This window comes from Acinetobacter sp. IK40 (assembly GCF_035615075.1).
GTDB lineage: Bacteria > Pseudomonadota > Gammaproteobacteria > Pseudomonadales > Moraxellaceae > Acinetobacter > Acinetobacter courvalinii.
On sequence record NZ_JANBOE010000001.1, the window covers coordinates 1 to 17473 of the forward strand.

The window sequence follows — 17473 nt, forward strand, 5'->3', positions numbered from 1 at the left end:
GGAAAAATTTTTAATTTTTCCAACGGGTAATTTGGAAACAATCTATTATATGGCAGGGGCGGCTGGATTCGAACCAACGGATGCCGAGATCAAAACCCGGTGCCTTACCACTTGGCGACGCCCCTAACGTGTAACTGAGAAATGTCTTAACGGAGACTCTGCTAAACTGTTGACCAAGTAAGATTTACAAGGCGAGTTTTGCAAAATTTGCGCTGTATCCATTTCACCGGTTACTTCAATAAAAACACAAGCACCTGTACCTGTAAGCTTTGCTCGACCAAACTGATCTAAATACTGCATTGCTTCTTCTACTTCAGGGTATAACTGTCGAGCCAGAGGTTCAAAGTTATTTCCAAAATTAGAAGGTTCTATCTGATAGGCGCAAAATTTAGTGATCTTAGAGTCTCTTGTCAATGTTTTTTGCGAAAAAAGCTGTTGAGTGCTGATAAAACAGTCAGGTTTCAGGATTATGAATTTTTTTTGAGCTAAGTCTATGAATGATAAATGTTCACCGATGCCTTCAGCCCAAGCATTGCGGCCAAAAACAAAGATCGGGACGTCCGCACCTAGTTGTACACCATAGTCGGCGAGTTGCTGCTCGTTTAAGCCACATTGCCAGAGCTGGTTCAGCACAATCAGGGTGGTCGCGGCATTGGACGAACCGCCACCGAGCCCAGCACCCATCGGAATATTTTTTTCAATCCGGATATTCAGCCCACATGATTTTTTGGCATGTGGACGCAATAACTGTGCAGCGCGATAGATTAAATTTTGTTCGAGTTGTACTTCTGCCAGACCTTCAATCTGAATATTTTCTTCCGCATGCGGTTCAAAAGTCATCCAGTCGTATAAATCAATCAACTGAAAAATGGTCTGTAATTCATGATAACCATTGTCACGACGACCGGTGATATGCAGAAACAAATTCAGCTTGGCGGGGGAAGGCACTCTAATCATAAAAAATAATCTAAAAAATTATCGGTTTTGAATCACCATTGTAATACGGTTTTCTTTACCGTCTGCAAGAGCTTGCTTCAACAAAAGCTTATTCGGAAGGGTTTGTGCATCGTTATAACTGAAATCTACAGTCCAGCCATCTTCAACCAGCTGTTTAAGACGATTTTGCTCATCTTTACTGACTTGAGCATTTTGGGTTGCAGGTTTGGCTTGTATCCAGTATGCAAGATGCATGATGGGTGCTTGCCAACCGGTTGCTTTTTCCAGTAATTCTTCTGGTGTTGCGGCCGTAATCAAGCCTGTTTTGGCACTATTTAAAGTGACTTGACCAGGTTTGCCTTCAATCTGGGTTTTACCTACGCCGAGGATACCGGTCAGCTCAATATCAAACTGATCCTGTTGTTGTACCCATGTAAAAAATGCACTGCCAGATTGTTGCGGTGTGCGGACACCGATTTTACCTTGCAGGTTAAAATTATTTTCGTCTTGTAGTTGTGGTGAAGCAATCACTTTATTGGGCTGGCTCAAACTCTGACAACCGGTTAAAAACAAAATGCTACTGCTACACACGGCGAAGCATAATTTTGAAAACACGCGCATGGGTTTAACTCTTTTTTACAGTGATGGGTAAGATTAAGCTATCAAGCTGTTGTAATTGTGGGGCATTGGCATGTTTTTGTTTCAATTGCTGTAACACCTCGCTAAATTGCGTGAGTGCGCCTTGCATATACAAGGCTTTGGCATAGCGAATACCAATATTGACATTTTGACTGAGCGAATAGGCCTGACCGAGTACTTTGGCAGCCGTGTCAAAATCATTTTGTAAGAAAGCGATATAACCCAGAGTATCCAGAATCGATGCCTGTTCAGGTGCAAAATCCAGTGCCATCTCGGCGTATTTACGCGCCTCCTTGAGGCGACGGTTTTGCAAAGCTAAGGTGTAGGCATACGCATTTAGATAAGTTGGGCTATTCGGCTCAAGTACCAGCAATTGCTTTAAGGTTTTGTCTAATTTGTCCCGATCTGTGTATGGGTCGAGTAACAGGACCTCAGCATAAATCAGTTCCGGATCATCCGGCAAATTCTTGATGGCTTCATCCAGCAACGCCAAAGCGGCCTTTTTGTTATCCATTTTCTTGAGAATATCGGCCTGTGCCTGATAGAGGAAACTGGCATGTTGCGGATAGTTAACACGTTCCTGCGTCAGGAAGCGTAAGGCATCATTGAGCTGTTCTTGTTTCTCGAAAATCGCAATCATATTGCGTCGGGAAACGATATATAGGCTACCATCGACCAGACGATAATAAGCCTTTGCCGTTTCATAATGCTGTTTGCGCTGGGCATTGATTGCCAAATAGTAATAGGCTTCATTTTGATATTTGGCCGATGAACGCAATTCCACCAGATATTGCTCGGCTTTTTCATATTGCTTCAGGTCAATACTGGTCAAACCTGCAATAAACAGCGCTTCTTCGGCTTTGGGATGATCTTTAATGATATCTTCAAGTTTGTCTAAAGCTTGCTGCTGCTGGTTGATCTGAATGTAATAGCGTGCTTCGGCCAGACGAATATCAATATTGTTTTTATTCTTGCGACTTGCCTTGGCAAACCATTTCTGTGTTTCTTCATCATCTTGCAAAGCCATGAGCAGGTTGGCTTTCATTAAAATGAAACTGGTGGTTTTCGAGCGTTTTCGTAATGCCCGATTAATATTTTTAAGCGCTTGTTCATACAAACCATCTTGCGCTTCTAAACCAGCAATCAAGGCCAGAATAGAGGGATTGTTACGCTCTTCGCTGGCACGCAGGGCATTTAACAGCACTTCGCGATCTTGCGCCTGTTCGGGGGCAATCCCGGCTAAAATTTCTTCCAGATCGGCAGTCGGATCAATATTTAAAATTTTATCCAGCGTTTTTGCAGCCAGCTCGTACTCATGCGTTTTGAGCGCGATATGCGATAAATAGAATAACGCTGGTACATCTTTGGGTTCTTGCTCCACCCAGTGGGTTGCAATGTCTAAGGCAGACTGTAAGTCATTATATTCTAAGGCAACATCTAAGGCGCGCTGCTTGATGGTGGTTGAATTACTACGAATTGCAAGCACGGTATAATTGTGTAGAGCGGTTGCAATATCATCATAAGCAAGAGAAAATTCAGCAATCATGCTTTGTTGTAAAGCATTTTCAAAGCTGTTATCTGCATACATGTCGTGTATTGCTTGTGCAGAGACATAAGAGCTCATGCTACCTAACAACAAGATTGTGGTAGAATACCGTCTAATCGTCTTGCCGCTAAAAAGGGTACGGCGATATAGCTGACGCAATTTTTATTGATCCAAAGTAATGCTTTTTATGACACCGATGTTGCACAATAACATAAATTTAGCGAAATGATGATCTGATATGTCTTTCTTTGCATTGGGTGTCAACCATCAAACAGCTTCTGTTGAACTTCGTGAACAAATTGCTTTCAATGCAGAGCGATTAGCTGCGCTATTGCTTGAACAAAACCAGAAGTCATCCTTGAATGACCTTGTGGTGGTGTCGACCTGCAACCGTACCGAAGTCTATGCCATGACAGAAGATGCAGAAAGTGTCCTGAACTGGCTGGCCCAAGTGAATAATATTGATGTAAAACAGTTAATTCATCATGTTTATCGTTACGAGAATGCTCAGGCTGTTACACATTTGATGCGGGTTGCCAGTGGTCTGGATTCGCTGATGCTGGGTGAACCGCAGATTTTGGGACAGGTAAAAAGTGCCTTGGCGCTGTCAAAAGAGGCAGAAACCGTTTCGCCTGAACTGAACAGTGTCTTTGAGTATGCCTTTTATGCCGCCAAGCGGGTCCGTTCTGAAACCTCTGTCGGAAGTCATGCCGTTTCAATGGGTTATGCCGTTGCTCAGTTGGCATTGCAAGTATTTAGCCGTCCAGAAAAACTGACCGTAATGGTGGTGGCTGCGGGAGAGATGAACAGTTTAGTCGCTAAACATTTGGCTGAAATGGGGGTGGCAAAGATCCTGATCTGTAACCGTAGCCGTGAACGTGCCGATGTTCTGGCACAGGAAATTGCCCATCAGGTCGATGTTGAAATTATTCCTTTTACGGAACTTGCACAGAATTTGTATCGAGCAGATGTCATCTCAAGTTGTACAGGTAGTTTGCATCAAGTGATTGAATATTCAGATGTCAAAGCGGCATTGAAAAAACGTCGCTATCAACAGATGCTGATGGTCGATTTAGCGGTACCACGTGATATTGATCCCAAAGTTGAATCACTGGATAACGTGTATTTGTATGGCGTTGATGATTTGCAAAGTGTGATTGATGAAAATCTGGCACAACGTCGTCAGGCAGCGGTTGAAGCCGAGGTTATGGTTAATCAATTGGCCACCCAGTTGATGACCCAGCAAAAAGTCAAAGAGGCGAGTGGTACCATTCAGGCCTATCGTCAGCATAGTGAAGAAGTCAGTCAGAAAGAATTGACGCATGCCTTAGAGTCATTACAGCATGGTCATGCCGCCGAACAGGTGTTACACGAGTTCGCGCATCGTTTAACCCAAAAGTTAATGCATCCGACCTCAATCTTGCTAAGAGAAGCCGCCAAAGCTGAAAATCCGGATTATTTCGAATGGTTACAGCAGCATTTACAAGACGTGTTTGAGCACGAACGTAAACCGAGACAGTAAGGTTGTGGTTCTAAGATAGCAACCGCAAACTAATCTGTTTGGTTAACTCATTCAGCTGTTGACGCAAATTGCGTGATTCAATCAAGGAAATCGGCGATTTAAGTTTTAAGCGCAGATATTTTTCTTGTAAACCCAATGCATATTCTTTAGCAAGTTTATCTGCAATTTCAGGTGCCTGAGTTAATGACTGAATATTAGTGCGTTGCATAATATCAGCCAGCTCATGGCTATAACTGCTACATGCACCTAGCACATAATAAGTTGCCAGCTCCTGATCATCAGGCAATTCATCAAACACAATATTCAATACGGCTAAAATTTTTGCCAACAGTTCATCCTGATCAATCACCGCGCGTAATTCTTCAAAATGAATGTACAAGAAGGGATGGTGCATCAAAATCGCTACTGCAAAATCTTCATCTTTGGTCTGAATGTTAAAAGACAACGAGGCATCATGGCTGACTTGGGGGGTAAAACGTTTGCCTAAACCCAGCTTTTCACGGAAAGATTGACTCAGCAAATAGCGGAATGAACCGTGCTTCGGCAACAAGTCGGTCAATTCACGCAGTTCACCCATCACCAGACTTTTACCCTCAGGCGTGCTGACGTCATGCTGGCCGGTTAAATGGGCAAACACAAAGTCGGATAACAGCGGCGCCTGTTGCAGTAATTTCTGGAAGTTTTCCAGACCCTCACGGCGGATCAGCGAGTCAGGATCATGTTCATTGGGCAAAACAAAGAATTTTAATTCACGGCCATCATTCAGTAGCGGCAGTGCAATTTCCAGCGTGCGTCGTGCTGCCTTTTGTCCTGCGGCATCCCCGTCAAAGGCAATAGTAATACGGGAGTTCTGTTTAAATAACGTGGTTAAGTGATCCGCATTACTGGCTGTTCCAAGTGTTGCGACGGCGCCATTGATGCCGTATTGCTGTAGTGCAATTACGTCCATATAGCCTTCCACCATCAACCAGTCATTGGCTTTCAGTTTACGGCCTTCATAGAGGCCGTAAAGCAACTGGTTTTTATGGAACACTTCCGAGTCAGGCGAGTTAATGTATTTCGGTTTAATCTCATCATTCAGTGCACGACCACCAAAACCGACCACACGACCTTTATGATCGCGAATGGGAAAAATCACCCGTTCACGTAACAAGTCAAAATCCCGGCCACTGTCGCTTGAGCGAATCAGGCCGAGCTGTTTTAAGCCTTCAATATCTTGTGGAAAGGCTTTTTCAAGATGCTGCCAGTCTTCTGGTGCATAACCTAAACGCCAAAACTGGATGGTTTGTGCCGAGAGACCACGTTGTCTGAAATAGTGTTGTGCTTTTTGACTATTCGGTAACTGGCGTTCATAAAACTGCGCCACATTCTCCAGCAGATCATACAGATTACCTTCCTGTACCTGCTCATCCATGTTGAATGAGGGATCAAACTGGGCAAACGGATCATCCATCACCCGATCCATATCGACAAAATGTCCATCGATAAATTCGTCGACTACAGGTGGTGCGACTGGATTTTCTTGTGCTGGTTTTACTGGCTGAGGTGTAGCGGCTTGTTGTGGACTGCGTTTATAAGAGAGTTTTTTATTGTCGTGATTATCTTTGGGGAGGTCGACACCGGTCTTGTTAGACAGCTCTTTCATCACATCGACAAAGTTACGGCCGTCGATATCCATCAGGAAACGGATGGCATTGCCGTTGGCCTGACAACCAAAGCAGTGATAATACTGCTTGTCACGATAGACGTGGAAAGACGGTGATTTTTCCTGATGAAATGGACAGCAGCCGGAGTAGGTACGGCCCGTCTTTTTTAACTTCACACGCTGACCGATCAAATCGACAATGTCGGTTCGATCCAGAATTTGATCAATCGTATGCTGTGGAATTGCCATGTGCGTTAAACCATTTCAGACAGAAAATAAAACATCGTTGCTCTGCAAAAATGTCAGCAATCATTGTTGCATAAAATAAAAAACAGGCAAGGGAGACTTGCCTGTTTGCTGTATCAGATGATTGCAAATTAGTTTGCAGCATCGTCCTCAGTCGTGGTTTTTGCTTCCGGCTTGTCTAACAGGCCAAAGCTTAAACGGTTTTTCCAGCTTGGTTTGTCTGTACTTGCTGCTGGTGCTTCCGGAGCAGCCACAGGTGCTGGTGCAACAGTTGCTTCAGTTTCAGGTTTATCCAGTAGGCCAAAACTTAAGCGGTTGGTTAAGCTGCGTTGTTCCGTATCGCTTTTGGCTTGTTCTTTCACCTGTACGGTTTTTGATTCACGTCCTAACAGACCTAAAGTGGCACGGTTGACCCAGCTACCTTCTTTACGTGCTGCACGTAAATTCACTTCACCATTCGATTTAACTAAATTCGGATAGTTCAGCTTGAGAATTTCAACATATTGTTGAGAGGTCGCCTGATCACCAAGTTTTTGATAGCTATATGCCAGAGTGGCTAAAGCTTCAGGTGTTTGCGGAGTTTGTGGGTAATGTTCAATCACCCATTGTGCGCGTTCAGCCGCAGCCAGCCATGCTTTACGTTCAATGTTGAAACGCGCTGCATTCATTTCACTTTCAGCCAGTTCCTGACCAATAAATTTCATGCGCTGTGCAGCATCTACAGAATACTGGCTACTTGGGAAACGACGGATCAGGTCAACAAAGTTCTGATACGCCACTTTGACATAGCTCACATCACGGTGTGATTGCTGTAGGGAAGTGTAACGAATCAGGCTGTCGTAATTCATTTCCATGTTGGCGACGCCACGCACGTAGTAAGCATAGTCAACATTCGGGTGTTGCGGGTTTAAACGAATAAAACGCTCTGCAAGCGCAATCGTCCCTTCATAATCTTTCTGTTTGAATTTCGCGTAGAGAAGCTCAAGCTGTGCCTGTTGGGTATATTGTCCCGTTGGATAGTAGGTATCTAACGCTTCAAGTGATTTGACCGCGTCGGTATATTGATTGCGTTCAAGTGATTTCTGCGCTTTTTCGAAATAAACTTGTTCACTTGATTGTGGTCCTTTATCAACCACTTCTTTCTTACTTGGATTGCTGCTACAGCCCACAAATGCAGACGCTACACCTAAAGATAGTGCAAGCACCGTAATTTTATAACGTGGTAGCGACATAAAAACTCCTCTGTTATTCTGGGCAATGAGCTACAATGGTGCTATTAAACCATTTTTGTACCGATCATCAAATGACTTCAGCACAATCTTCCAATTCAAACATCTCTGAAACAGATTTCTTACTCGAAGATTCTGTCGATGCAGATAATCATAATTCTGACTCAACTGCAACACGTTTATCGTTGCAAATTCAACTCGATGAAAACTATTTAGGGCAACGTATTGATCAGGTTGCCGCAATGGTATGGAGCGAGTTTTCACGGGAAAAACTCAAGCAATGGATGAAAGACGGCCATCTGTTGGTAAATGGTAACATTGTCAAGCCAAAGTACCGCTGTGAAGGAAATGAGCTTCTTACACTTGAAGTTGAACTTGAAGCGCAAACCTCAAGCCAGCCAGAAAACATTCCGTTAAATATTGTCTATGAAGATGACGATATCATCGTGATTAATAAAGAAGTCGGCATGGTGGTGCATCCGGGTGCAGGTAATCCATCTGGAACTTTGGTAAATGCATTGCTTTATCATGAACCAAAACTGGCCGAACTTTCTCGTGCCGGTCTGGTGCATCGTATTGATAAAGACACCAGTGGTTTACTGGTGGTGGCTAAAAACCTGGAAGCTCAGTTTTCACTGAGTAAGCAACTGGCAAAGAAAACGGTTTATCGCGTTTATGATCTGATTGCCTACGGCAATATCATCGCGGGTGGCACCATTGATGAGCCGATCAAACGTCATCCAGTGGATCGTGTCAAAATGGCAATCTTGCCAGGCGGTCGTGATGCAGTGACACACTATAATGTGAAAGAGCGCTTCCGTGACTTTACCCGTGTTCAGGCCCAGCTTGAAACAGGGCGTACTCACCAGATTCGCGTCCATTTTAGTTATTTAGGCCATGGTCTGGTTGGAGATCCGGTATATATCAACCGTGTGCGTTTTCCTGCAGGTGCTTCAGAAAAGTTAAGTAATATGTTGCGTAACTTTAAGCGTCAGGCCTTACATGCAGCCAAACTGGGTCTGGTGCACCCGCGCACAGGCGAAGAAATGATGTTTGAGGCGCCGTGGCCAGAAGACTTCACGCAATTGGTAGAAGTGCTACGCAGTGAAAATGAAGCCTATTAACTGAAGCGCTAGCTCCCTCTAAATCTTCCTCGTTAAAGGCGGAAGACTTTGGTGAATTTAATGTCTTACAGTGCTTTAAATTCCCTCTTCTTTGAGGAGATGAGGAACGATTATAGTTCCGCAAGGGAGAGGTTGAGGGTAGGAAATATAGCTCAGGAGATATTTATGCAATTTGTACAAGGTCTGCCCCAAGGTGTTTTTGTCGGCCAAACACGCATTGACCATCCAGACACAGTCGCAACGCCGAATCAGAGTTTGTCAGGGTTCAATCTGGCTTTGCATGTCAATGATGAGGCGCAGCGTGTTCAGCAACATCGTATGATCTTGCTGAATCAACTGAGTGAATTCGGCGTGGATAAAATCACCTGGATGACGCAAACCCACAGCACCATTTGTCATACCGTGAATGAACAGATTCCATTTGTTGCCCTTGAGGGCGATGGTCTGGTCACACAACGTGCCGGTCATGCCTTGATGATGATGACAGCTGATTGTCTGCCTGTGGTCTTGGGCAATGCTGAAGGGACTGAAGTTGCCAATCTGCATGCCGGCTGGCGCGGTTTGGCGGCAGGCATTGTGGAAAATACAATCGCTGAAATGAAATCTCAGCCGAGTTGGGCATGGTTAGGCGCCGCTATTAGCCAGCCATGCTTTGAAGTCGGGGCAGAGGTCAAGGCTGCTTTCTGTGAGAAATATCCTGAACTGGCATCTGCATTTATGGCAGGGCAGGTCGAGGGTAAATATCAGGCAGATCTGTATGCAATCGCTCGTTTTATCTTAAAGCATTTGGGCGTGGAAACGGTGCTGGGGGGGGATCAGTGTTCGTATCAGCAAGCTAAGGATTATTTTTCCTATCGCCGTGATGCCAAAACCGGTCGCATGGCCAGCTTTGTATTTATGCAATAAATTGCCGGCATTGCATTGCCGATTGGCCTTGTCGCGTTTAAAAATGTTAAACTTGATCTAATTCCTTGGTTTTTTAAATTTTCCATGTCTGTTATTGAGTTGAATTCTTCCCAGGTCAAAGTGTGTGTGGTTTATCACAGTCCTTATGGGCACACGGCCAAAGTTGCGCAATACATTGCTCAGGGCGCAGAGCAGGCAGGTGCCGAAGTGCATCTGTTGTCTGTGGCTGCACCGCAATGGGACTTACTTGATCAGGCGGATGTGATTGTCATGGGCTGTCCAACTTATATGGGAAGCTTAACTTCTGCCTTGAAACAGTTTATGGAAGATTCCTCCAAACGCTGGTTGGCACGTACCTGGCAAGGCAAACTGGCTGCCGGTTTTACCAATGGCGGTGGACTCAGCGGTGATAAGCTGGCCGTGTTGCAGCAGATTAATTTATTTGCAATGCAGCATGGCATGTTATGGGCCGGTTTACCGTTTATGCCCACTGGACGTGGTCAATCGGATATTAACAGGATGTCAAGCTTTCTCGGTTTAATGACGCAATCAGACAATGCCAGTGTTGAAGTAACGCCGCCAGAAGGTGATCTGGAAACAGCACGCAAGTTTGGCCAATATCTGGCTGAATTAAGACTCAAACATGTGTAAGTTGAAGATCGAAATAAAAAAAACCTCCATCAATTGGAGGTTTTTTTTATTTGTGCAGGATACGTGCTTTATCACGCTGCCAGTCACGATCTTTTTCGGTGGCACGCTTGTCATGTAATTGCTTACCTTTTACCAGGGCAATTTCAAGCTTGACCAGATGACCTTTCCAGTAACATGCCAATGGTACACATGAATAACCTTTTTGATTGACTGCACCGAGTAGCTTTTCCAGCTCACGGCGAGACAATAGCAACTTGCGGGTGCGGGTTGCTTCTGGAACCACATGTGTTGATGCAGACAGTAACGGCTGAATTTGTGAACCAAATAAATAAGCTTCACCATTTTTAAAAATGACATAGCTTTCCGTCAGGCTCATACGCCCAGCGCGTAGGGATTTTACTTCCCAGCCTTGGAGAGACATGCCTGCTTCAAATTTTTCTTCGATAAAGTAATCGTGGCGCGCTCTTTTGTTTTGAGCAATCGTGCCACCATTATGTTTTTTTACAACTGTTGCTTGCGCCATAATTCAAACTTCCACAATTGCTTCTATTGTGCCGCAAAACGCAATCTTTTTCCAATGTTTAGGAATTTCGCGTTTAGGCTGAAGATTTGTTAAAATACGCACCTTATCTCATTCACTAGAGTACACCGCATGTCTAAAACACGTGTGATTTATCCGGGGACTTTTGATCCAATAACCAATGGACATGTTGATTTGGTTGCAAGAGCATCAAAAATGTTTGATGAAGTTGTGGTTGCCATTGCGATTGGTCATCATAAAAATCCGGTATTTAGTTTAGAAGAGCGTGTTGAATTGGCAAAAGCCTCACTCAGTCATTTGAACAATGTTGAGTTTGTCGGTTTTGATGGCTTACTGGTCAATTTTTTCCGTGAACAGCGTGCGACAGCAGTACTGCGTGGTTTAAGAGCAATTTCAGATTTTGAATATGAATTTCAACTGGCCAATATGAACCGTCAGCTTGATCCACATTTTGAATCGGTATTTTTAACTCCATCTGAGCAATATTCATTTATTTCATCGACACTGGTGAGAGAAATTGCCCGTTTAAAAGGTGATGTAAACAAATTTGTGCCTGCCGTTGTGGTCGAGGCCTTTGAACGTAAACATCAACAAGGTTGGTAACGTGTCTTTATATATTACAGATGAATGCATTAACTGCGATGTCTGTGAACCTGTCTGTCCTAATGACGCCATTTATATGGGTGAGCTGATTTATGAGATTGATCCTGCACTGTGTACAGAGTGCATCGGACATCATGATCAGCCCCAGTGTCAGTTATTTTGCCCGGTCGACTGTATTCCGCTAGATCCTCAGCATGTGGAATCGCATGATGAGTTGATGGAGAAATATAAAAAGCTGACTGCGCAAAAAAATGCAAGCAATTAACAGCGAACTTTGGTAAGATGCGCCACGAAGTGGGCCGGACGGTCGCTGCTGTGGAGGTCTCCGTGACTGAAGCAGGGGAGGAAAGTCCGGGCTTCAAAGGGCAAGGTGCCAGGTAACGCCTGGGCGGCGAAAGCCGACGGCAAGTGCAGCAGAGAGTAGACCGCCTCATTCGTGAGGTAAGGGTGAAAGGGTGCGGTAAGAGCGCACCGCGTGTCTGGTAACAGTTCACGGCAAGGTAAACCCCACCTGAAGCAAGACCAAATAGGAATCCTGAGGCACGGCCCGTGCTGGATTCGGGTAGGTCGCTTGAGCGTATGAGTGATTGTACGCCTAGAGGAATGATCGTCCTCGACAGAACCCGGCTTATAGGCCCACTTCTTAAATTTTTTGAAAATTGTGCTTGACGTGTGTAGCGAAAGTTAAGATAATGCGCCCACAGTTTTCGGCTATGTAGCTCAGTTGGTTAGAGCACCGCACTCATAATGCGGGGGTCACAAGTTCAAGTCTCGTCATAGCCACCATTTTATAGACCACGCTCCTGCGTGGTCTCTTTTTATCTGCTGTTTTTAAATAGATAACTCTAATCCGACTTTGACCCGATCTAAAACGATCAGTGTCCGATAAGTGCTGACATCCTGATTATCTGCAAAGTGCTTGCGTACCAACGCCTCAAAATGGGATAAGGTATCGGAAATCATAATGATAATAAAAGAAACGCCACCATTGACGAAATAACACTGCTGGATCTCATCGACATGGGCAAAATATTGTTTGGCCCGATCCATCACAATAGAACGGTCTTCTGCTAAACGCACCTCAATAATTGATGTAATTTTTTCGCCAAACTTTTTGGGGTTGAGTACGGCACAATTTTTCTCAATCACCTGTTCTTGTTCAAGTCTGGCAATACGCCGTTGTACAGACGCTTGGGAGAGATTGACCAGTTCGGCTATTTTCCGATGTGACATTTTATTATCGTGTTGCAATTGTCTTAAAATTGCATAATCGAACTGATCCAATGAAATGTCTGACACGATTAAATCTCTCATCCTAAGAATAATAAAGCGTAATTTACTCGTATTCTTGCATAAAATTGCAGAATTAAACGCAGAGGTGTGAATTAAAATTGCATCTCTATATTACAGGGCATGGTCATGGTCGGACTGGATTCGCGACAAAGCATTGCATTTCTCGCTGCGACATTATCGTTGGTGTCTGTACAGATCGGGGCATCAGTGGCCAAAACCCTGTTTCCGGTTTTAGGCCCAGAAACAGTCGCATTGGTTCGTCTGGGCATAGCCGCCATTCTTCTCTGTGTTATTTTCAGGCCGTGGCAATTATTCTATCAGCAGACCAACTGGCGCAATCTGGTGATTTACGGCATGTTTATCAGTGGAATGAATGTATTGGTTTATAAAGCTTTTGCTTATATGTCGGTTGGTCTTGCAATTTCAATTGAAGTTCTCGGTCCGTTGACTGTTGCGATGTTAATGTCCAAGCGTAAGCAGGACCTGCTGTGGGCGGGGTGTGCATTGATTGGAATCGTCATATTGCCATTGGGAGGCGTTAACCAGAATTTTAGTTACCAAGGCATGGGGTTGACATTGGCGGCGGCGATCTGCTGGGGGTTGTATATCATCTATGGACGTCGAGTCGCTTCTGCCGGTGGCAGTTCTGTCGCCGTCGGAATGTTGGTGGCGGCGTTATGTGCTCTTCCTGTAGGTTTTCAGCATTTAGATTTAGTGGTGAGCTCGTATAAGGTTTTCTTTACCTGCGTATTTGTGTCCTTATTCTCAAGCATGATTCCTTTTTTGCTGGATATTGTGGCGATGAAAAGACTGGCTGCACATGTGTTCGGGATGTTACTCAGCGCTTCACCTGCCATTAGCGCTATGGCTGCATGGTGCATTCTGGGGGAAGCATTGAATCTTTACCAGATTCTGGCAATTATCATGATTATGGTGGCGTGCATTGGCTGTTCCTACGCGTCTTATCGGGAAAAACATTAAGCCGAAAAGAAGTATTCAGAGCAATATCGGCTGGAAGATGAGGTGGAAATTGCTATCAGAACAGACTTTGAGTTAAAAATATACAGTTGATAATATCTTTGTGCAAAAACCACGCATATGTCTTCTGTTTTCAAGATCATAGACTTGACCCGTTGCACGTAACACTAGATAATGCGCACACAGTTTACGGCTATGTAGCTCAGTTGGTTAGAGCACCGCACTCATAATGCGGGGGTCACAAGTTCAAGTCTCGTCATAGCCACCATTTTAAAAACCACGCTCCTGCGTGGTTTCTTTTTATCTATATGATTTGAAAATAATTGATACGTATATAAGCCTGTAAATGATGTATTTACAGGCTTTATTTTTATAGGTGTTTTTCGATGGCGGCAAGCGTGTCAGCGCTGTCATAGAACGGTTTCAGGATCAGGGTAATGATCGGTTCGAGGACACCGTGCTGGTCTAAAGCGGCCACAACTTTGGGATAAAAACGCACCGCCTCATTCAGTAGGTCGGCTTCTTCCAGTCCAATGGCAGCAAAGACATCGGCCAGACTTTCATCTTTATAGAAATCATAAAAGACTTTGACGCCGTAGAGGATTAAATCCTGTATGAAAGCAGACTGACGTAATTCTTTCCAGTATTCATAAATCATGACAAAGAATTCTTCCACATCCAGTGGCGTGACCTGTTGGGTATATTCTGATAAAGGTTTGGCTTTATTGTCATCCCAGACATTACGGGCCAGACTTTCCAGATCATCATTAGACAGCAGGCTAAGATCGGCCAGCTGTTCTTGAATAAACCGGGCAATACTTTCTTCAATTTTCTGTTCAATACGCTGTTGCTGGCGATGTGAAAAGCTTTTTAGTTTTTGTTGCCACTCATATTTACTTTCTGAAATTCTATCGTCATCTGACTGAGTAAATAATTTAGGTAGTTTGTTCTGTAAGGTTGTGGTCGCAATGTATTGGCATAATTGCTGAATAGAAGGGCTTTCTTTTAGAAACTGGTTTAAATAATGACGGATATTTTCAAGTTCCAGAAACTTGGACAGCCACATTTCAAACTGATGGTCTGAAAATACATCTTGTAACTGGGCGGATGACTGTAGCGAAAACACATGCAGTCTTTGTGCAATCTCGCCAATAAATTCCAGTAAGCCTGCACCCAGCTGCATTTCAAAAGCATAACGTTTGACCACAGCCTGAATCTGTGCTAATTCGACTACTTCTTTGAGTTGAATATTGGGTGCATGTTGCAGAAAGAGCTGGATAAATTGCTGGAAGAAATCAGCGGAAAGTTGTGTTGTAAGTTGATTTTTATAAAACTTAACTTGCTCAAGCAAAAGTGCTTGAGCAAGTAATTGTGACTTTTCAGAAACAATTTTTTCAGTCATTCGCGGTCCATCCGTTGACGATCGGGTAGCGTCGCTCACGACTGAAAGCACGTGAACTGATCCGCGGCCCAATCGCGCCCTGACGACGCTTGTATTCATTACGATCCACCAGACGAATTACTTTCTCGACTACATCGCTTTCATAACCTTTGGCAATGATATCGGCCTGGCTGAGATCTTCTTCTATATAAGCATACAAGATGGCATCAAGTACATCATAAGCAGGTAATGAGTCCTGATCTTTTTGATCTGGACGGAGTTCTGCTGATGGTGGACGGCTAATCACACGTTCCGGGATAACAGGGGTGTCTTCCAGTGTGTTACGGTATTTTGCCAGTTCAAACACGATCGTTTTGTAGACATCTTTAAGCACCGAGAAACCACCGACCATATCACCATAAAGTGTACAGTAACCGACTGAAATCTCGGATTTGTTGCCTGTCGCAAGAACAAGGTTGCCAAATTTATTAGATAGGCCCATCAGCAGGGTACCACGGGTACGTGCCTGCAGGTTTTCTTCTGTCGCATCCGCAGGGGCATTGCCGAAGAACGGGAATAGGGTTTGCATGAAGCTATTCACGATTGGATGAATCTCGGCAATACCGAAAGTCACGCCCATACGACGTGCCTGCTCAGTCGCATCTTCAACACTCATTTGTGAAGTGTAGGTATACGGCATCATCACGGCCTGGACTTTGTCTGCTCCAATCGCATCAACAGCAATTGCCAAGGTTAATGCTGAATCGATCCCGCCAGATAAACCCAGAATAACCCCAGGGAAACCTGAGCGTTGTACATAGTCACGGGTTGCCATGACCAACGCTTGATAAATTTCAGCAAAGGTTTCTAAAGCTGGAACTGCTGCAGCTGCCTTGAACTGTTTTTGTTCTGCATCATATTCAGCAAAATGAACAGCTTCCTGGAAACTCGGTGCCTGTAATGCCAGCTCACCGCTATTGTTGCTGACAAAGCTACTGCCATCAAAGATCAGGTCATCTTGACCGCCAACCTGGTTGACATAAACAATATTGAGGTGCAACTGTTTCGCCAACTCATTCAGGGTCTGAATACGGTGCTGTGGTTTACCCACTTCATAAGGCGAAGCATTGAGTACCAGTACGGTTTCAACATTGAGCTGGCTAAGCTGCTTCACCGTGTTGAGTGACCAGACATCTTCACAAATCAAGACGCCAAATTTATGACCGAGATATTCAAAAACAAGGTGCTGATGGCCTTCCTGGAAGTAACGTTTCTCGTCAAACACACCGTAATTTGGCAGGTTATGTTTGTTATAAATACCCAGTACCTGACCGTCTTTCATCACCGCAGCAGAATTATAACGGTGACCATCTTCAGTCTGATGTACAAAGCCAAATACCATCACGATGTCTTTGACTTCACTTAGCTGGGCAAAAGCTTTTTGAGTACGTTTTTGAAGATTTGGGCGAAGCACTAAATCTTCCGCAGGGTAACCGATGGTTGAAAGTTCTGGAAAGATGATCAAATCAGCCTGTTGTTGTTTCGCTAAATTTGCTTGCTCAATCATCTTTTGAGTATTTGAGTCAACATTGCCAATATGCGGAGAGAACTGAGCAAGGGCAATTTTAAAATTTTTCATTCAAACCTAATCCTAAGTCTTAACAAGTTTTGATACACAAGTTTTTGATTTATATAAGTATAGTTGTTAAAAACGATTGTATATCATGGCGCCAAACATTTTATATCTTAAAGAAAAATGACAAGTTTACTAATATATACTAAATGCGCATTTTTCTGCGTAAAAATAACGAGTTTTTCTGTATGAAAAAGCAACATTTCTCAATGTTTAGGTAGTTATGGTGCATGATTGTGAATAAATTGAATATAACCACATCAAGTTTTTTTCATGTCATCTTCGCCTATTGAGATGACACCCCGGTGACAAGTGCAATAAATTCTAAAATTTCTAATAAAAAGAGCGGCTTTGATAAAGCTATTAAATAATTCAAAAAAATTAGGAACAGCTGTACCTGATAAAAAATAGATTTATTTCAAGCACTTGTTTGGTTTTTGTATGTTTTATATACCGTTTATCGGGAATATCTTTGCTACACTTGAGTGTACATTTGTGCACTGCTATGATCCTCATTAATGTGAATGGCTATACACTTTGAGCTTACTCAAGTGTATTGCAACACTTAAATCAAGAGGTGGTTGATATGTCAGTTTTATT

16 protein-coding genes, 3 tRNA genes and 1 other RNA gene are annotated in these 17473 nt (G+C 43.8%); 10 read left to right on the top strand and 10 right to left on the bottom strand.

Annotated elements, in window-relative coordinates:
* Nucleotides 1-50: 50 nt before the first annotated feature.
* The 4 genes from MSG93_RS00005 to MSG93_RS00020 form a co-directional block, all read right to left on the bottom strand.
* A tRNA-Gln gene (locus MSG93_RS00005) sits at nucleotides 51-125 on the bottom strand.
* Nucleotides 124-957, bottom strand: a complete 834-nt coding sequence (gene ispE, locus MSG93_RS00010; protein ID WP_324618841.1) for a 4-(cytidine 5'-diphospho)-2-C-methyl-D-erythritol kinase — start codon at nucleotides 955-957, stop codon at nucleotides 124-126. The genes MSG93_RS00005 and ispE overlap by 2 nt, the downstream gene beginning before the upstream one ends.
* Nucleotides 958-975: 18 nt before the next feature.
* Nucleotides 976-1557, bottom strand: a complete 582-nt coding sequence (gene lolB / locus MSG93_RS00015) for a lipoprotein insertase outer membrane protein LolB (RefSeq protein WP_032867926.1) — start codon at nucleotides 1555-1557, stop codon at nucleotides 976-978.
* 4 nt (nucleotides 1558-1561) lie between these two features.
* Nucleotides 1562-3280: a tetratricopeptide repeat protein gene (locus MSG93_RS00020; protein WP_005229029.1), complete on the bottom strand. Its 1719-nt coding sequence runs from the start codon at nucleotides 3278-3280 to the stop codon at nucleotides 1562-1564.
* Nucleotides 3281-3359: 79 nt separating this feature from the next.
* On the opposite strand from MSG93_RS00020, the gene hemA reads away from it, so the two are divergent.
* Nucleotides 3360-4643 carry a glutamyl-tRNA reductase gene (gene hemA, locus MSG93_RS00025; protein WP_324618847.1) on the top strand — a complete coding sequence of 428 codons (1284 nt, stop codon included), beginning with the start codon at nucleotides 3360-3362 and terminating at the stop codon, nucleotides 4641-4643.
* Between the two features lie 10 nt (nucleotides 4644-4653).
* Here hemA and MSG93_RS00030 read toward each other — a convergent pair whose 3' ends face one another.
* Both MSG93_RS00030 and MSG93_RS00035 read right to left on the bottom strand, forming a co-directional pair.
* A complete protein-coding gene (locus MSG93_RS00030) occupies nucleotides 4654-6537 on the bottom strand; it encodes a DNA primase (RefSeq protein WP_324618849.1) in 1884 nt (627 codons plus the stop codon).
* 128 nt (nucleotides 6538-6665) lie between these two features.
* The gene (locus MSG93_RS00035) at nucleotides 6666-7766 is read right to left on the bottom strand and encodes an outer membrane protein assembly factor BamD (RefSeq protein ID WP_032876929.1); all 1101 of its coding nucleotides are present in this window, start codon (nucleotides 7764-7766) and stop codon (nucleotides 6666-6668) included.
* Between the two features lie 71 nt (nucleotides 7767-7837).
* Between MSG93_RS00035 and rluD the strand changes: the two genes are divergently transcribed.
* From rluD to MSG93_RS00050, 3 genes are all read left to right on the top strand, one after another.
* Entirely contained in the window at nucleotides 7838-8887 is a 1050-nt protein-coding gene (gene rluD, locus MSG93_RS00040; RefSeq protein WP_032868283.1) for a 23S rRNA pseudouridine(1911/1915/1917) synthase RluD, read from the top strand.
* A gap of 165 nt (nucleotides 8888-9052) precedes the next feature.
* Nucleotides 9053-9793 (top strand): peptidoglycan editing factor PgeF, encoded by a 741-nt coding sequence (gene pgeF / locus MSG93_RS00045; RefSeq protein WP_324618852.1) that lies wholly within the window; start codon nucleotides 9053-9055, stop codon nucleotides 9791-9793.
* 84 nt (nucleotides 9794-9877) lie between these two features.
* Nucleotides 9878-10444, top strand: a complete 567-nt coding sequence (locus MSG93_RS00050) for a flavodoxin family protein (protein WP_005283927.1) — start codon at nucleotides 9878-9880, stop codon at nucleotides 10442-10444.
* A gap of 46 nt (nucleotides 10445-10490) precedes the next feature.
* Here MSG93_RS00050 and smpB read toward each other — a convergent pair whose 3' ends face one another.
* Nucleotides 10491-10967: an SsrA-binding protein SmpB gene (smpB, locus tag MSG93_RS00055; RefSeq protein WP_005229036.1), complete on the bottom strand. Its 477-nt coding sequence runs from the start codon at nucleotides 10965-10967 to the stop codon at nucleotides 10491-10493.
* A 129-nt stretch (nucleotides 10968-11096) separates the two neighbouring features.
* Between smpB and coaD the strand changes: the two genes are divergently transcribed.
* The 4 genes from coaD to MSG93_RS00075 all read left to right on the top strand — a co-directional run bounded on the left by coaD (nucleotide 11097) and on the right by MSG93_RS00075 (nucleotide 12374).
* Complete coding sequence (coaD, locus tag MSG93_RS00060; protein ID WP_004770918.1) at nucleotides 11097-11588, top strand: pantetheine-phosphate adenylyltransferase; 492 nt, start codon at nucleotides 11097-11099, stop codon at nucleotides 11586-11588.
* 1 nt (nucleotide 11589) lies between these two features.
* The gene (locus MSG93_RS00065; RefSeq protein ID WP_005229038.1) at nucleotides 11590-11853 is read left to right on the top strand and encodes a YfhL family 4Fe-4S dicluster ferredoxin; all 264 of its coding nucleotides are present in this window, start codon (nucleotides 11590-11592) and stop codon (nucleotides 11851-11853) included.
* A 26-nt stretch (nucleotides 11854-11879) separates the two neighbouring features.
* An RNA gene (rnpB, locus tag MSG93_RS00070) (RNase P RNA component class A) lies at nucleotides 11880-12235 on the top strand.
* 62 nt (nucleotides 12236-12297) lie between these two features.
* Nucleotides 12298-12374 (top strand) — tRNA-Met (locus tag MSG93_RS00075).
* A gap of 45 nt (nucleotides 12375-12419) precedes the next feature.
* On the opposite strand, the gene MSG93_RS00080 is transcribed toward MSG93_RS00075, so the two are convergent.
* A complete protein-coding gene (locus MSG93_RS00080) occupies nucleotides 12420-12887 on the bottom strand; it encodes an Lrp/AsnC family transcriptional regulator (protein WP_009507109.1) in 468 nt (155 codons plus the stop codon).
* Nucleotides 12888-13007: 120 nt separating this feature from the next.
* Between MSG93_RS00080 and MSG93_RS00085 the strand changes: the two genes are divergently transcribed.
* Nucleotides 13008-13862 carry an EamA family transporter gene (locus MSG93_RS00085; RefSeq protein WP_324618862.1) on the top strand — a complete coding sequence of 285 codons (855 nt, stop codon included), beginning with the start codon at nucleotides 13008-13010 and terminating at the stop codon, nucleotides 13860-13862.
* Between the two features lie 188 nt (nucleotides 13863-14050).
* Nucleotides 14051-14127 (top strand) — tRNA-Met (locus MSG93_RS00090).
* Nucleotides 14128-14229: 102 nt separating this feature from the next.
* Here the strand turns inward: MSG93_RS00090 and MSG93_RS00095 are convergent.
* Both MSG93_RS00095 and MSG93_RS00100 read right to left on the bottom strand, forming a co-directional pair.
* Nucleotides 14230-15261, bottom strand: a complete 1032-nt coding sequence (locus MSG93_RS00095; RefSeq protein WP_005229041.1) for a hypothetical protein — start codon at nucleotides 15259-15261, stop codon at nucleotides 14230-14232.
* Nucleotides 15254-16879: an NAD+ synthase gene (locus MSG93_RS00100; protein ID WP_005229042.1), complete on the bottom strand. Its 1626-nt coding sequence runs from the start codon at nucleotides 16877-16879 to the stop codon at nucleotides 15254-15256. The genes MSG93_RS00095 and MSG93_RS00100 overlap by 8 nt, the downstream gene beginning before the upstream one ends.
* Nucleotides 16880-17473 lie beyond the last annotated feature (594 nt).

Coding starts and splice junctions, on each gene's coding strand:
- ispE (WP_324618841.1), bottom strand. CDS start 957: ATGATTAGAGTGCCTTCCCCCGCCAAGCTGAATTTGTTTCTGCATATC.
- lolB (WP_032867926.1), bottom strand. CDS start 1,557: ATGCGCGTGTTTTCAAAATTATGCTTCGCCGTGTGTAGCAGTAGCATT.
- hemA (WP_324618847.1), top strand. CDS start 3,360: ATGTCTTTCTTTGCATTGGGTGTCAACCATCAAACAGCTTCTGTTGAA.
- MSG93_RS00030 (WP_324618849.1), bottom strand. CDS start 6,537: ATGGCAATTCCACAGCATACGATTGATCAAATTCTGGATCGAACCGAC.
- MSG93_RS00035 (WP_032876929.1), bottom strand. CDS start 7,766: ATGTCGCTACCACGTTATAAAATTACGGTGCTTGCACTATCTTTAGGT.
- rluD (WP_032868283.1), top strand. CDS start 7,838: ATGACTTCAGCACAATCTTCCAATTCAAACATCTCTGAAACAGATTTC.
- pgeF (WP_324618852.1), top strand. CDS start 9,053: ATGCAATTTGTACAAGGTCTGCCCCAAGGTGTTTTTGTCGGCCAAACA.
- MSG93_RS00050 (WP_005283927.1), top strand. CDS start 9,878: ATGTCTGTTATTGAGTTGAATTCTTCCCAGGTCAAAGTGTGTGTGGTT.
- smpB (WP_005229036.1), bottom strand. CDS start 10,967: ATGGCGCAAGCAACAGTTGTAAAAAAACATAATGGTGGCACGATTGCT.
- coaD (WP_004770918.1), top strand. CDS start 11,097: ATGTCTAAAACACGTGTGATTTATCCGGGGACTTTTGATCCAATAACC.
- MSG93_RS00085 (WP_324618862.1), top strand. CDS start 13,008: ATGGTCGGACTGGATTCGCGACAAAGCATTGCATTTCTCGCTGCGACA.
- MSG93_RS00095 (WP_005229041.1), bottom strand. CDS start 15,261: ATGACTGAAAAAATTGTTTCTGAAAAGTCACAATTACTTGCTCAAGCA.
- MSG93_RS00100 (WP_005229042.1), bottom strand. CDS start 16,879: ATGAAAAATTTTAAAATTGCCCTTGCTCAGTTCTCTCCGCATATTGGC.